The organism is uncultured Tateyamaria sp., assembly GCF_947503415.1.
In the GTDB taxonomy this organism is placed as follows: Bacteria; Pseudomonadota; Alphaproteobacteria; order Rhodobacterales; family Rhodobacteraceae; genus Tateyamaria.
In genome coordinates, this window is record NZ_CANNDS010000001.1 from 1,687,890 (window position 1) to 1,701,692 (window position 13,803).

The window sequence follows — 13,803 nt, forward strand, 5'->3', positions numbered from 1 at the left end:
CGCCCTACAAAACCAAATCCATCCCCGCCCGAAACCGCGCGTCCCGATGCACACTCGAATACGCCCAATCCTCGGGCCGCTCTACAAGCCCGTGTTTCACCGGGTTCATCCAACAATATCGCACATGCGCGAGGTAATCGGCGTCGTCCCGAATATGATGCTCCCAAAATCGCCGTTGCCAGACACCCGCATCTCCTTTCGCGATCTTGCTTTCCGTACGCCGTAGGGTGGGGTTCCACCCCACCGCATGTCCCAACCGTTTCGCATGGGTGGGTTGAAAACCCACCCTACCGTAGTCCCGAATGGTCCGCGTAAACCGCGCTTTGATTGCGGCCCATCGTGTCGAGAAATCCCGGTCGCCCACTGGCAAGGTCCAGACGCAATGTAAGTGGTCGGGCAGCACGACACATGCATCGATGTGAAAGGGGCGCTCGGCACGCGTTACCCTCACTGCATCGCGCAAGGCGTCGACTTCGTCAACGAGCAGTGTGCCGCCACGCTGCGCCAACGCGACGGTGAAGAAGATGGACGCTCCGGTGATCTTGGGTCGGCGGTAGTTTGGCATGGGGCAACCATGTGCGGGGCATGGTTAACGCGGGTTGAACGGACACGGCGGCGGGGCGGGAACCCCGCCCTACGACACTACCCAATCACCACAATTGGCCGGTTCGCTCCAAATCGCTATGCTGGTCGTAGGAGGATACGGAAATGTATGATGTGACATTTGATCTGATTTTACTGGCGTTGGTGCTTATCAACATGGGCTTTACGATCTACAGCATTTGGTTTTCGAAAGAGAAACCCGCGGAAGATTAGACCGCAAAGGGCGGGGGCTGCAGGGCAACGGGTGATCGCGGCATTTATGCGGGCGGTGGGCTGATGTAGTTCCAACCTTCCTACGACACCATTCCTGACCAAACCTAAACCGCTGCCAGCCTTACACATTTCAACCTTATCCCCATCTTCTCCACAAGAAATCCACAAGCGTTATCAAGGCCTTATCCCCAAGAAATTTCGCAAACTCGTCATTTTTCCGTTGCCCGACTCACCCTGTCTGCCCCAATCTCTATCTACCGGCGCAGAGTTCATAGAACGACGCGGTGGACGCAAAGGCCCCGGGGGCAACGGGATGATCCGGACGGGTTGCAAGACCTAGCCGAACCATCAACGGGCAACCGGATGCAGGTCGGATCGTGTGATCTCGAAAGGGATGTGACGAAAAGGCGGTGTCAGCAGGGTTGATGCGGGGGACGGTTTGACCCTGGTCAGGCAGTCTCGGCACGTGGCGGCAACGCCATGCGCAAGCTGGGCCGAGTGTCGCCCTCTGGGGGGAGATAAGGTTCAACGAGGCGTCAGGGTGTGTCGCTCGCGGCACAGCACGGATTTCGGTCCGCGCCCCTGGCGCCTTATCGCTTTTTGGCGCATCACCACGTGCGCAGCACTTGTCCCAAACACAAAAAAAACCCGACCCCCAAGATAGGGGCCGGGCCGTCCACTCACCATCGTTTGTCTTATTGTACTTCCTGGCTCTCGTCTTCGATTGCGCTGCCGAGGGTCTGTACGTCGCGGCCGAAGCCTTCGGTTGTCTCGCAGGCGGCAAGGCCCAGAAGGGCTGTCATGATCAACACGCGTTTCATCTTGTTTCTCCTTGCATGGGGCCGCGCGGTGCGACCGTGTTCCAAGGCATAACGATCCAGCTGTCGGTCTGGTTCCATGTCGCCCGTGTCGCCACAGGGTGTGATGATGTCTGGTGTGGTTTTGGGTCATTCTCTGCCCGGATCGCACTGTGCAGATCATGCAAAACGGCCCCGAAACCGAAGCTTGGGGCCGTTTGGAATTTTGCTGTTTCCGGCCAAGCCTGTGCAGGTTCAGCCCATGTGCCGCCGCCTGAGCGCCGGTATGGTATCAGTGCCCGAACGCTGTGTTCGGCATCCAGTCGGGGGCCCCTTGGCCGGCCCGCATGTGCAGGCACGCCGTGCCCACGCGCTGGAAGTAGGTGATGTCGACCGGGTACCAGCCTGCCTGCGGCACCTCGACCTGGACAGCCCGTGTTTCGAAGCATTTTTGCCGTCCGTCGAAATACCCCACCGTCTGGCCGCCGATCTTGGCGTCGAGCCCATCATTCGTAAGGAAATCAATGTTGTAGGTGCCCGGCGCGTCGAATTTCACATAGCCGGAAATGCCAGCAGCCACGTGGTGCGCCCGCTTGGATGTCAGCGTGTTGTCCCCGTCCGCCGTGTCGCGGTAGTCGAGCCCTGCCAGCGCCGGGCCTGCCTTGCCCCGTTTCAGGGCGCGGTTGGCCTGGTTCAGACTTTTGACATCAGGGGGATAGGCGTATTTGACAGCAAGCCCGGGTTTCAACCCTGACGGTTGGGGGTTGGCTGGTGTCAGCTTGAGGGGGGCTGCAAATGTGGCCGTAGCCAACATGATTGCTGTGGCGGCCAGGGCGGCCGTCTTGAACATTTTCATCTTTTACTCCCGTTGGACATGATCGCTTTTGGCGCGACCTTGAATCACCGGGAGTTTAAAAGGCGTTACCGGTGAGTGACAACAGGGTGGGGCGTAATCGTGATGAGTGCCGCGTGGTCCTACATGGTACGGTAGAAAAGATACCGATCGGGGGCGATCGTGTCGGGCCCGCAGATCTGTTCAAAGCCGACCAGCGGCTGCTGCGACAGGATCAGCCCGCCCGGATGCATGATCGCCGCGATCAGGGGGCTGAGCCGGGCGCCTTCCTCGACATCCTTTTCCTTGATCCCGTAGCCGAAATCGTAGTGCGCCAGCGCCATCTTGCGTCCGTCCTGCGCCAGCCGGGTCAGCATGGGTTCGGCTTCACCTTCGAGGAAATCCTCTTCGGGTGGGACGCAGCTGGGGTGGCATTTCAGGATGCGGTCGATCACCCAGATCCGACGTCCAGGCAACTCCTGGCGCAGGTGGTCATATGTCCGCCCGTTGCCGAGCCCCATTTCGAGGACGTCGCCCTCGAGTGCTTCGATCTTTTCCGCGGCCCAGTTGATCCCGTCGATCTGCGCGGTCAAACGCCGCCGCATGGATTCCAGTCTACTCATCGTGTCGTCTCCATTGTCCACGGTGTTGCGCCGCCTGACAGCATTTCGTGTATGAAACCATGGGTAAAAGCCCAGATCGCGGGGGTGTGAACGAGGTGGTGGGTCAAAAGACCCAACGGTTCGGTCCCGTCCTCGTCTCCGCGCCGCCGTGCGTCGATATGGGCGGCGGTTTGTGTCACCAGATGGTCCGGCGACACAAGATCACGGGTGCCCTTCCACCAGATCGGGTCGATATGCGTGTTCACTTGGGCAAGGCCGGGCGCGGCCTCGGCCTGCCGTCGGGGGCCAAAGGTCGACAGGGCGGTGTATCCTTGCGTGGCCAGTGTGGGCAGGAGACCGTCCTGCACCCTGTTCCACGGCGGCACGAACATGTGCCGCAATCGCGGGCCGAAGAGATCATGCATGCGCTTCAGGGCCTGCGCGCTGTCGTGGGCGAGGTCGACACGGTCTGTCAGGAACTCGTTCTTCTTTTGATCGGGGGCGCTGTGATCCTTGTGCGCCCACCCGTGCACCAGCGGAATCAGCTGTGTGCCGTCCACACGGTCGGCCAGCGCATCGGTTGCGTGTGCGGGAATGACGGCTAGATGCACCGGTAGGCTGGCGTCGTCCCCAAGTGCGGCGAGTTGGTCCAGTGCTGACGTGGGCGCGATTGCGTCGTCGTCCCGCCACCAGAAGGGCAGATCCAAACCGTCGCGCCTGCTGGCGGCGAGGGCGACTCGCAAGGGGGTCCAGTCAATGTGCATCCGAGCCTCCGGTCTTGAGGGCGTGAACGATGTCGACCGTTTTGCGGGCGCCGTTCATGCCTGTGGATCTGGGCAGCCGTCGCGTGCCTGCGACCACGGCGTCGACGGCGGCTGTCAAACTGACGCCATCGAGCCCTGCCTGCGGCACCACGGTGATGCCGGGCAGGGTTTGCAACGCCTCTGCGCGCAATGTCTGTTCGACCTCGCCACCATCATCGAAGGGCACCAGGACCGCGGGCACACCTGTTTGCAGGACATCCAGCGCCGTATTGTATCCGCACATGGACACGGATGCCGCAGCGCCCGTCAGCAGGGTGCGAAAGTCTGAGCGGGGGGCTTCGACCGTCATGTGGGCTGGCGCGCGGTCCGCCCATGCGGCGCGTCGTGCATCATCGCCGCCCACCAACATGCGCCATCTTCGATGCGCCGTGTGGGACGCAGCCGCGCAGGCTGCTGCGAACACGGCGTCACCGACGCTGCCGCCGCCCGCGCTGACGATGATGTCGCCATCCGGTTCCCCATGCATCGCGGATGCGGGTGGGGCGACGAAGCCGGTGTAGTACAGCTTGTCGCGCAAAGCGTTGGACACAGGCCAGCTGCGTTCCAGCGGGATAACGTCCGGGTCGGAGTGGACCAGAACGCCGTCATAGAATTGGCTGACAAGATCGTCGGCAAAGGTGATTTTGGCGGGCTTGGAAGGTGGCGCAAGGATGTCCCGGATCGAAGACAGGATCAGCGGGCGGGGGCGGAGTGCTGCACAGGCCTGCAAGAGCGCCTGAAACTCGTGTTTGAGTGAGCGGCGGCCAAAGGGAAAGAGTTCTGTGATCAGGACATCGGGGGCTGATTGAGTGGCGTCTTCAATCAGGTCGGCTGTTCTGGACGCGTGGTAGGCGTGATCTGCTGCGCCCCCTTCGCCCGTCAGCAGATTGGTAAAATCGGTGCCGTCTGACCGCAGCGGCGGCAGTTGCACCAGCGACAGGCCCGCGCTGTCAAAGTGCGGCACCGGCGTGCCGCCGCTGATCACGGTCACGGTGTCGCCCGCCGCCGCAAATGCGCGGCCAAGGGTCAATGCGCGGGCAAGATGCCCGGTGCCCAACAGGTGCGTGACGACAATCATGACCCGCATCAGATACGCTCCAACCGTTCGGGATCGGGTGACAGGGACAGGCGGCCGCCCGCGACCGTCAGCACAAACAGGCGGTTGCGCTTGATCCGGAACGGCGCGGGGCCGTCAAAATCCCAGCTCGTCGCCATGGCCATCAGCACGCGCATGGTGCCGATGTGGCAAATGGCGACGGTGTCGTTGCGCAATGTGTCCAGCCACGGTGTCAGACGGTGGCGCAAGGCATCGGGCGTCTCTCCGCCCGGGGGGCAATAGGTCCAGCCCCAGTCTTCGATATGGCGAAACCCATTTGCGGGGTTTTCGGCAAGCTTTGCGCCGTGTTGCCCTTCCCAATCACCCCAATTCATCTCGATCAGCGCGGGGTCCACACGCGGCGCGCGGCGGGCCACCAGTTCCGCCGTCTCGACCGCGCGTTTCAGCGGGCTCGACACCAGATCGGCGGTGGCCCAGTTGGCGGGAAGGCGAAGCTGCGCGAGGTCCGCACGCGCGGCGTCATCCAGCGGAATGTCACTGCGCCCTTGCAGGCGCCCTTCGCGGTTCCAAGCCGTGTGACCATGTCGCAAAAGGGCCAAGCGGATCAAATGAGATCCTCCAGCGCTGTGCGAAGCGTCCGCGCGGCGACGGGCAACAGGTGATGGACCGCCACCTTGCCCCGAGCGGCGGCGCCGAGGGTCTGAACCGCGTCTGTATCGCTGAGCAACCCCGTCAACCGCAGCGCCATGGCATCCGGGCCTTCGGACATGGCGGGTTGCATGCCTGCAACCACGTCCCGCACGCCGGGGCGGTCCTGCGCCACAACGGGCAGACCTGCGGCCTGCGCCTCGAGATACGCATAGCCAAACGCCTCGTTCACGCCGGGCCAGAACAGCAGGCGCGCATGTTCGTACCGGTCCTGCAACGCGTCCGCCCCCAGTGCGCCCAACATCTGCACCCGTGCCCCGAACGGCATCATCGCTTGCCCAACCTCGGCCTGCGCCGGGCCGCCGCCTGCAATGTCCAAGCGCCAGTCGAGGTCGTCATCAAGCCGGTGCAGCGTCTCGGCGATCAGGTGATAGGACGCCAGTTTGTCCCCGGCCCGCATCATGCCGACGCTGAGCATCGGGCCGCTGTAGTCCGACCGGGCGGGCAAATCTGCACGTTGCAGGAAGGGGCGCAGATGCGTCAGCACCTGACCGTCCGGTGCATCGCGGCGCAGTGTTTCTGCATCTCGTTCGGTGACATAAAAGATCGTGCGGGCATGGTCGCTTGCCGCCTCGGCGGCCTCGGCGAATGTGGCCCACGGCCCCGTCAGGCGCTTGCGGGCGCGGGTGCTTTCCACCTGCACATAGGGAATGCCAAGGGCGCGGGTGACCGCAGGGCCAATCAGATCGGGGGCTTTGTAATAGTTGTGGTAGGTCAGCCATGCCTGCCATGTCTGCGCCTCCGGATCGGTCAGAATACGGTCTGTTTCCGCTTTTGCCTGACGCATCAGCTCTGCCTGCCGGGCCGTGTCACCCGCGCTGTCGTAGATCCGCAGATCGGAGGCCGTGGACACGGCGATATCCGCGTATTCCATCGCCTTGATCAGCGCGCGTGCCATTGTTCTGTCGCCGGATGGGACGGGATGATCCGGCGCTTTCAGCGGGGCGTAGAAGGCGAGGTTCACGCAGGCCCCATGATGGACCGCAACCGTTTGGCCAGATGTGCGATGCCGGGCTGCATGGTGAACGCGGTGTGCAGGCGGTCGTGGGCGGCGTCGGCCAAAGCGGATCCAAGGCTTGGGTCAGATGCCACGCGCATCATGGCGTCCGCAAGGTCGGCCGGGTCGTCCTTGCTGAGGATCCCGTGCACCTCGGTGTCGATGAATTCCGGAATGGCCGATACGGGCGTGCTGAGGATGGGCAGCTTTTGACTGGCCGCTTCCATCAGCACGTTGGGCAGGCCGTCACGGTCACCGTTGGCTGCGACACGGCTGGGCAGCACAAACAGGTCTGCGGCGCGCATGGCCTCGATCACTTCGGGCTGGTCGCAGGCACCGCGCCATGTGATCCGGTCCGACAGGCCCAGACGTGTGGCGTGATCCTGCATCTCGTGCTTGAGTTCTCCGCCACCGATATGGGTCCAATGCCAGTCGAGATCAGCGGGCAGGCGGGCAAGCGCGTCGAGCAGCCGGTCGAACCCCTTCTTCTCGACCAGCCGACCGACAGACATCATGCGGAACGGATCGCCTGCGGCGCGGGGTGTCCGGGCCGGGGCGGGCGGGAAGCGGGACAGGTCGAGGCCGTGGTAGACCAGATCGACGGGGGTCGAGCGGGCCAGATCATTCAGGTGCTCGGCGCCGAATGCCGTGCACGTGGCCCCGAAGGCTGCACCGCTGGTGGCATCGTCCAGCTTTTCGCGCAGCTCCCATTCCGGGGAGGTCCAGATATCCTTGGCGTGGGCGGAGAAGGACCACGGCACGTCCCGCAGCATCGCGCAGTAGCGGGCGACAGAGGATGGCGTGTGCAGAAAATGCGCGTAAAGGGCAGTGGTGCCTGCGGGCAATTCATGCGCCATGACGCAGGCCTGCCCGAACCGGCGCACCCGGTTGCGGTTTGTGTCGCGCCGCAGGTCGCGCAGGAACTGACCGAATGTGCGCCAGAAGCCGCGCCGCAGCACCGCCGCCGCCACCGCCCGCAAGACCCGGAGCGGTTCGTCATGCAGGTATTCCGGCAGGTAGTGCACGCGCGCCTGCAACCGATCATGCAGGGGGTGCGTTTTCGTGTCCGTCGGATGCCGCAAGGACCAGATTTCAAAGTCCACGCCTGCGTCTTCCAGCGCCACAAGCTCTTGCGCGATGAACGTTTCGGACAGGCGTGGCCAGCCTTTGACCGCGATGGCCAATCGGGGGGATTCGGGTGTCATTCTGCGGCGTCAGTCAGCCGTCGCTGCATCAAAGCGCGGGCCCGTGATATCACCACGTCGAGACCGTCGAGCAATCCGTCCGCGCCAGCCTCGGACGGGCGCTTCTGATGTGGCAATTTGCGGATCGCCTCGACCATGGCTTGCGTTGTCAGCCCCTCGCGGAACCGATCCAGATTGCGCACCAGCCCCAGCTCTTCTGCCCGGTGGGCGCGAATCCACTGTTCCAGCCGCGGCTTGGTGCGGGGGACGATCACGGCGCGCTGATCGAAGGACAGCAACTCGCAGAACGTGTTGTACCCGCCCATGCAAATCACGCCTTCGGCCCCGGCGAAGAGTGGCTCGATCTTGCTGTCGAACCCCGTGGATGTGACCCGGCCGCCCAGCGCCTCGACGCGCAACTCGAACTTCTCGCGCACCTCGCCGGACAGAAACGGGCCATAGACCAATACGGCGTGAGGGTGCAGATCCGGGTCCTGCTCGTAGGCTGACAACACAAGATCGACCATGGCCGCACCATCCCCGCCACCGCCGGGTGTGACCAGAATGTAGGGCGTGTCGGGCACCTCTGCGGCATCAATGATGCTGCGACGCAAATAGCCGGTCCAGACGGTGCGGTCCCGCACCTGCTGGGACAATGGCAAACCTTGGGTCGGGTCATACACGGATCGCACGCCATAGACCCATACTTCGTCATAAAAGGCTTCGGTTGCTTCCACCGCGCCCTTGCGCGCCCATTCGGTAGCCAGCACGTCGGGTTCGTCCAGCACGTCGCGCAGGCCCAGAACAACACGGGTGCGGCCATTCTCGCGCAGACGCCGGAGCGTGTCCGAAAGCTCACCCCTGAAGCCTGTCGGCTCCTTGTCGACGATGACGAGGTCGGGTTCGTACTGGTCGATGGTTGAATCAATCAGGGCGGTCCGCAATGCGGTCGTCGCTTCGATATCCATGCCTTCGGTCTGGCTGATATAGCTGCCATCCGCCAGTTTCTTGACGCCGGGCAAACGGACGTGGTCGACCGCGGGCGGAAAGGTGAAGCGGCCCGCGACAGGACTGCCGGTCAGGATGATCGCACTGTCCGCCACACCCGATTGGGTCAGTGCCGATGCCAAGGCCCGGCTGCGCCGCAGATGCCCAAGACCAAAGGTGTCGTGACTGTAAAGAAGAACGCGACCCGAACGGGCACCAACCGCAGTTGGCGAAGCAGGAGTGGAATGGCCCATCGTCGTCTTCTTTAACCCCGTCTCTTCGCGGACGTCACGTGCCCTGGCGCTCAGAGAATCCCTCTGAGCCGTATATCACAGACTTTTCGTTCCCCAAGGCCGCATCAGCACGTCTGAGCGGAGATGGGATCACCTATGTTCGCGCTATCGCAAATATAAGGCGATTTGTAAAATCTGCCCGCAAGTGGTTGATCGCGCCTGTTCAATTCCAGGTGGGTGCCGATTGTAAACGCACCTGCGCTGGCGTAGCGTCAAGCTGACCTGACAGTGACGCGACATCGCATAATGCCCAATTTTCTATACCGGCTGCTTCTTTTGTGCCTGCTTTGTATCGCGCTGTTGGCTCCGGTACTTGGCAATGCCCAAGGTTTGAACAATCTGCTGCCCGGCGCGCGCACGACCGACAGCGAAAACAGCAACATCTCGGACATCATGCAGTCGGCGGCCCAAAACGGGGTCAGCGTCATCGTCATCGACAGCGATGGCCGGGTTGTCACCCAGACAGGCGCCACGGCCGAGCCGCCGCAGGCACCGGGCAGCGGCACCACGCTGATGGCCATTCAGGACGAGGCGGTTGCCTTTCGTACGGCATTGGTCGACCGGCTTTTGAACCTGCCCGTGGCCTTCAACGAGGTGATCTATATCCTGCGCGCCACCAGCCCGGACGGGACCATCTTTGCCTATGTGCGGGCGCTGTTGATCAGTATGGCGCTGTTCGCCGCAGGCATGGTGTTCGAGGCCCAGATATTCGGCAAACGCATCGCCAAGCGCTTTGTCGTGGCCCGCATCAACGACGCCCCCGATGGCTATGTCGAAAAGATGCCGTTCCTCGTGTTCCGTTTCTTCATGGGGGTCGTGGGCACGCTGGTGTCCATGGCAGTGGCCTACATCCTTGGCGCCATCATCTTTGGCCCGCTTGAAGATGCCGCCATGCAATTCACCGTCACGCTGATCAATATCGGCTATTTCCTGGCGCGGGTGGTGGCGGGCCTGTGGCGCATGATCTTGTCGCCCTACCTGCCGCAATACCGCATTCCGCTGTTCAATGACCGCGATGCCCGGCGTTTGCATCTGTGGCTGTCGGGCGCGGCGGCCTTCGGGTTCTTTGCCATCCTCTTTGGTGTCTGGATCGAGGAATTGGGTCTGAACAGTGAAGTCTACGTGTTCCTCTTTTCGCTTCTCAGTCTTTTTGTGATGCTGCTGAATATCCTGCTGGTGACCGTCAATGGCCGCGCCATCACCGGAGCGATCCTGAACGGCAAGGCGGCGTCAGAGGCCACGTGGGTCCTGCGCTCCCTCTCGCATCTGTGGGGGCCGCTTGCGGTTTTGTATTTCCTGTTCGCGTGGGGGGATCAGACCTATCACCTTGTGATTGGCGACCCGCTTGGCGTGCCGCTTCTTGCGGCGGCATGGGGCATCCTGACCACTATCATCGTGGTCTACGGCGTCATTAATTTCTTCATCGAGCGCAGCTTTGCCCGTGCGCGTCTGGTTCGGGAACACAATATCGTCCCCGCCGCCGAGATTGACCCCGACCCCACGACCATGGCGCCGGGTCCACGGATCACGACATTCGAAGGGTTGGCCCAGCGTGTTGCGGGCATTCTTGCCTTTGTTGCGGGCGTCTACGCCTTCGTCACGATCTGGAGCCCGGAGGCCCCGGTGATGGGCGACAGCTGGACCGACCGGCTGCTTGATATCATCGTGATCCTGTTCATCGGCTACATCGCCTACAACGCCTTCCGCATCTGGATCGACGACAAGATCCGCGAAGAGCAGGGCGAAGTGCAGGAGGTCGAATTGGGCGATGAGGGCGGTGGATCGTCCGCGTCGCGCTTGGCCACGCTGTTGCCGTTGTTCCGCAATTTCGTGCTGATCGTCATTGTTCTGACCATCGCGCTGATCATGCTGATGCAGATGGGGATCAATGTCGGCCCGCTCTTTGCGGGTGCGGGCATTGTGGGTGTTGCCGTGGGCTTTGGATCGCAATCGCTGGTGCGCGATATCTTTTCAGGCGCGTTCTTTCTGTTCGATGATGCCTTTCGCAAGGGCGAGTATATCGATGTGGGCGGGGTCAAGGGCACTGTCGAGAAGATCAGCGTGCGCAGTTTCCAGTTGCGCCACCATCTGGGCGCGCTGCACACCATGCCCTTTGGCGAGATTCAGGTCCTGACAAACTATTCCCGCGATTGGGTCATCATGAAGCTGCCCCTGCGCGTCACCTATGACACCGACGTGGAGTACGTGCGCAAGCTGATCAAGACCCTTGGGGTCGAGTTGCTGGATGATCCCGTGATCGGGGACAACTTCATCCAGCCCCTGAAGTCGCAGGGTGTGATCGAGATGCAGGACAGCGCCATGATCATCCGCGTCAAGTTCATGACCAAGCCCGGCGATCAGTGGCTGGTGCGCAAACGGGTTTATGAAGAGATCCGCGCGCTGTTCGAAAGCCGTGGCATCAAGTTCGCCCACCGCGAGGTGACCGTGCGTCTGGCCGATGGCAAAAAGGCCGACGATCTGAACGAGGAAGACCGCAAGGCCATCACCGCCGCGGCGCAGGCATCTCTGGAAGAAGAGTTGCTTGAGGATGCCGCTGATTTCGGGGACGACCGCTAAGCCCCGCGCGCCCTGCAATGGCCCGCACAGCCGCCCGAACGCCTGCGATGGGCCGTTCGAATATCTGGGCAAACACAAGCCCCGCCGCGACCGACCCGAAGAACAGCAGTGCATCGCGGGCAAGCGTTTCGGCCGGGAATGCGGCGTCGATCAGGTGCAGCACGGGATAGTGCACCACGTAGATGGAAAAGCTGGCCCCGGCCCACCAGCGCAGGTGCGGGTGGCTGCCTTGGTAGCCCTGCACCAGCCGCGCCATGCCGATGACGTGCAGCGCGGTGAACAGCCCGATCAGGTTGTTCCAAACGAACTCGTCCGAGAAGACGAGGATGAAGCGGTAATGACCCGGCGCAAACGCATCTGCTGTCAGCTGCGCCAGCGTGTCGGGGACGTTCATCGCCTGACACAGAACGTAAGCCAGCGGCCCACCCCATGCCAGCAACCGGGCGGGTCCAGTGCTCATGCGCGCGGCACCGCCGGACTTCACGAAGTGCCAGACGGCCACACCCATCAACCAGGCAGGCATCAAGAGCAGGATGCGGGGGCCAAAGACAATTGCCAGACCGGCCAGGAGGACAACACGGCGCAGGCCGGACATGAACACGGCCACGCCAAACAGGACGTAGAACGCGGCCTCGTAACTCAGCGACCACAGGGGGCCGTTGGTGCCCAGCCGCACCCGTTCAAACAGGCCCCATTCGTTGGACATGGTCAGACCACGGGCCAGCATGTCCCACAGGGGCAGGGGTTGGTAGAACCGGTCAGGGTAGGCCGACGCGTCCATGGGCCGTCCGATCTGGTCCAGCACGAAGGTCAGCACAAGGGCCGGCAACAGCACCGACAAAAGCCGTGTGACGCGGTTGAACGTGTAAGTGCCAAGCGTCTTGTCGCGCTCGGCGGCGAAGGCGATGACAAGGCCCGAGATCACGAAGAAGACGATGACCGCATCGCTGCCGATGTTCAGGTCGCGGGCGAATTGGTAATCCCCGCGGGTAAAGCGCGCGTACGCCACATGCGAAAAGACCACGATCAAGGTGGCCGCCACGCGCAAGGCATCGAGCCACAGCGACAGCCCCCGTGTCATTGCGCGGTTTCCCGGTTCTGCGGGGCGGAGGGATCGTCGGTGCCTTTGGTCAGCGCCTCCCAAGCCTCGACAAAGGGATGGATGAGGGCGGCGCGCAGGGTCGGGTGCGGCTGTTCAATCGGCACGCCGCTTTCGTCCGACAGGCCGAAGGTCAGCTTTTCATGCGCCTGCGGAACATAGAGCGATCCGAACATCAGGTCCCAGAAGGCGAACACCTCGCCGTAGTTCTTGTTGTAGTGTTTGGGGTCGTTGGAATGATGCACCTGATGCTGCGCGGGCGAGATCAGGATATGCTCCATCACCCGGCCATAGCTGAGCCATACATGGCTGTGGCGCAGGTTCGATCCAAAGGCGTTGAACAGGAAATAGCCTGCATTGACGCTGCCAATCGTCAGCACGTCGATCTTGCCCATCAGCAGGAACAGCATCAGCGCCTGCACCGATCCGACAACCACGGCGTAGATGAAAAGGCGGATCACGATGAACACCGGGTGGTTCCGGTTTGCGGTCAAGGGCGTCAGCACCTCTGCCGAATGATGCAGCGCGTGGAACGGCCACAGCAGCGCGTTTTCATGGTGCAGGCGGTGCGCCCAGTATTTGCAGAAATCCAGCGTCAGGATCATGATCATGGTGGCGAGCGCCAGCTTGCCCCATTGCCCATCGCCCACCGCCGGGGCCAAGTCGCGCCCCGTTGCGTTCAGCATGGTGGTCAGCAGGGTGGCCGTGATCACGGGCGTCAGCGTCACGGCGGCAAAGAAGCCCGACACGGTCAGCAGCTTGTTGAACAGGAAAATCTGGATATCGACGAGGTTCGATTTGTGCGTGTAGACGTCGCGCGGCAACAGGAAGGCGGAAAAGGACGTGGGCCGCCCGCGCACGCGCCAGATCACGTAGACCAGCACCACCGTCAGGCAGAGATACAAGAGCGCCAGACGCGAATTCCAGTCGAACAGGAACCCGGTGAAACCGTCCAGAAGTTCAAAAAAAGCGTCCATCTCGCCCTCTTACGCCGTATGTTGGGCCTAGGCGTAGAAGACGAATTTGTTGAGAGTATGGCGACTTTAGGCAG

General features: G+C 62.4%; 13 protein-coding genes. 1 reads left to right on the forward strand and 12 read right to left on the reverse strand.

Annotated elements, in window-relative coordinates; genetic code table 11:
• Window positions 1–4 precede the first annotated feature (4 nt).
• The 10 genes from Q1A32_RS08260 to Q1A32_RS08305 form a co-directional block, all read right to left on the reverse strand.
• Window positions 5–565, reverse strand: coding sequence for a transposase (locus Q1A32_RS08260; protein WP_299651759.1), 561 nt, complete (start codon window positions 563–565; stop codon window positions 5–7).
• A 946-nt stretch (window positions 566–1,511) separates the two neighbouring features.
• Window positions 1,512–1,637, reverse strand: coding sequence for an entericidin A/B family lipoprotein (locus tag Q1A32_RS08265; protein ID WP_299651761.1), 126 nt, complete (start codon window positions 1,635–1,637; stop codon window positions 1,512–1,514).
• A gap of 268 nt (window positions 1,638–1,905) precedes the next feature.
• Window positions 1,906–2,463: a PA14 domain-containing protein gene (locus Q1A32_RS08270; RefSeq protein ID WP_299652838.1), complete on the reverse strand. Its 558-nt coding sequence runs from the start codon at window positions 2,461–2,463 to the stop codon at window positions 1,906–1,908.
• A 125-nt stretch (window positions 2,464–2,588) separates the two neighbouring features.
• Window positions 2,589–3,068 (reverse strand): class I SAM-dependent methyltransferase, encoded by a 480-nt coding sequence (locus Q1A32_RS08275; RefSeq protein ID WP_299651763.1) that lies wholly within the window; start codon window positions 3,066–3,068, stop codon window positions 2,589–2,591.
• On the reverse strand, window positions 3,065–3,811 hold the full coding sequence (locus Q1A32_RS08280) for a polysaccharide deacetylase family protein (RefSeq protein ID WP_299651765.1): 747 nt from the start codon (window positions 3,809–3,811) through the stop codon (window positions 3,065–3,067). The genes Q1A32_RS08275 and Q1A32_RS08280 overlap by 4 nt, the downstream gene beginning before the upstream one ends.
• Window positions 3,801–4,937: a glycosyltransferase family protein gene (locus Q1A32_RS08285; protein ID WP_299651767.1), complete on the reverse strand. Its 1,137-nt coding sequence runs from the start codon at window positions 4,935–4,937 to the stop codon at window positions 3,801–3,803. Before Q1A32_RS08285 ends, Q1A32_RS08280 begins: the two co-directional genes overlap by 11 nt.
• Window positions 4,937–5,515: a histidine phosphatase family protein gene (locus Q1A32_RS08290; protein ID WP_299651769.1), complete on the reverse strand. Its 579-nt coding sequence runs from the start codon at window positions 5,513–5,515 to the stop codon at window positions 4,937–4,939. The genes Q1A32_RS08285 and Q1A32_RS08290 overlap by 1 nt, the downstream gene beginning before the upstream one ends.
• A complete protein-coding gene (locus Q1A32_RS08295; protein ID WP_366141213.1) occupies window positions 5,512–6,579 on the reverse strand; it encodes a glycosyltransferase in 1,068 nt (355 codons plus the stop codon). The genes Q1A32_RS08290 and Q1A32_RS08295 overlap by 4 nt, the downstream gene beginning before the upstream one ends.
• The gene (locus Q1A32_RS08300) at window positions 6,576–7,817 is read right to left on the reverse strand and encodes a glycosyltransferase family 4 protein (protein WP_299651771.1); all 1,242 of its coding nucleotides are present in this window, start codon (window positions 7,815–7,817) and stop codon (window positions 6,576–6,578) included. Before Q1A32_RS08300 ends, Q1A32_RS08295 begins: the two co-directional genes overlap by 4 nt.
• A complete protein-coding gene (locus Q1A32_RS08305; protein ID WP_299613533.1) occupies window positions 7,814–9,037 on the reverse strand; it encodes a glycosyltransferase family protein in 1,224 nt (407 codons plus the stop codon). The genes Q1A32_RS08300 and Q1A32_RS08305 overlap by 4 nt, the downstream gene beginning before the upstream one ends.
• Before the next feature lie 285 nt (window positions 9,038–9,322).
• Between Q1A32_RS08305 and Q1A32_RS08310 the strand changes: the two genes are divergently transcribed.
• A complete protein-coding gene (locus Q1A32_RS08310) occupies window positions 9,323–11,653 on the forward strand; it encodes a mechanosensitive ion channel family protein (RefSeq protein ID WP_299651773.1) in 2,331 nt (776 codons plus the stop codon).
• Here Q1A32_RS08310 and Q1A32_RS08315 read toward each other — a convergent pair.
• On the reverse strand, window positions 11,580–12,734 hold the full coding sequence (locus Q1A32_RS08315; protein ID WP_299651775.1) for an acyltransferase: 1,155 nt from the start codon (window positions 12,732–12,734) through the stop codon (window positions 11,580–11,582). The two genes, Q1A32_RS08310 and Q1A32_RS08315, sit on opposite strands and share 74 nt — an antisense overlap.
• Complete coding sequence (locus Q1A32_RS08320; RefSeq protein ID WP_299651777.1) at window positions 12,731–13,729, reverse strand: sterol desaturase family protein; 999 nt, start codon at window positions 13,727–13,729, stop codon at window positions 12,731–12,733. The genes Q1A32_RS08315 and Q1A32_RS08320 overlap by 4 nt, the downstream gene beginning before the upstream one ends.
• Between the last annotated feature and the right edge of the window lie 74 nt (window positions 13,730–13,803).

What these genes read in the sequence shown, in the direction of transcription:
- Q1A32_RS08310 (WP_299651773.1), top strand. Translation starts at nt 9,323, where the DNA reads ATGCCCAATTTTCTATACCGGCTGCTTCTTTTGTGCCTGCTTTGTATC.
- Q1A32_RS08275 (WP_299651763.1), bottom strand. Translation starts at nt 3,068, where the DNA reads ATGAGTAGACTGGAATCCATGCGGCGGCGTTTGACCGCGCAGATCGAC.
- Q1A32_RS08265 (WP_299651761.1), bottom strand. Translation starts at nt 1,637, where the DNA reads ATGAAACGCGTGTTGATCATGACAGCCCTTCTGGGCCTTGCCGCCTGC.
- Q1A32_RS08285 (WP_299651767.1), bottom strand. Translation starts at nt 4,937, where the DNA reads ATGCGGGTCATGATTGTCGTCACGCACCTGTTGGGCACCGGGCATCTT.
- Q1A32_RS08300 (WP_299651771.1), bottom strand. Translation starts at nt 7,817, where the DNA reads ATGACACCCGAATCCCCCCGATTGGCCATCGCGGTCAAAGGCTGGCCA.
- Q1A32_RS08305 (WP_299613533.1), bottom strand. Translation starts at nt 9,037, where the DNA reads ATGGGCCATTCCACTCCTGCTTCGCCAACTGCGGTTGGTGCCCGTTCG.
- Q1A32_RS08320 (WP_299651777.1), bottom strand. Translation starts at nt 13,729, where the DNA reads ATGGACGCTTTTTTTGAACTTCTGGACGGTTTCACCGGGTTCCTGTTC.
- Q1A32_RS08315 (WP_299651775.1), bottom strand. Translation starts at nt 12,734, where the DNA reads ATGACACGGGGGCTGTCGCTGTGGCTCGATGCCTTGCGCGTGGCGGCC.
- Q1A32_RS08270 (WP_299652838.1), bottom strand. Translation starts at nt 2,463, where the DNA reads ATGTTCAAGACGGCCGCCCTGGCCGCCACAGCAATCATGTTGGCTACG.
- Q1A32_RS08260 (WP_299651759.1), bottom strand. Translation starts at nt 565, where the DNA reads ATGCCAAACTACCGCCGACCCAAGATCACCGGAGCGTCCATCTTCTTC.
- Q1A32_RS08280 (WP_299651765.1), bottom strand. Translation starts at nt 3,811, where the DNA reads ATGCACATTGACTGGACCCCCTTGCGAGTCGCCCTCGCCGCCAGCAGG.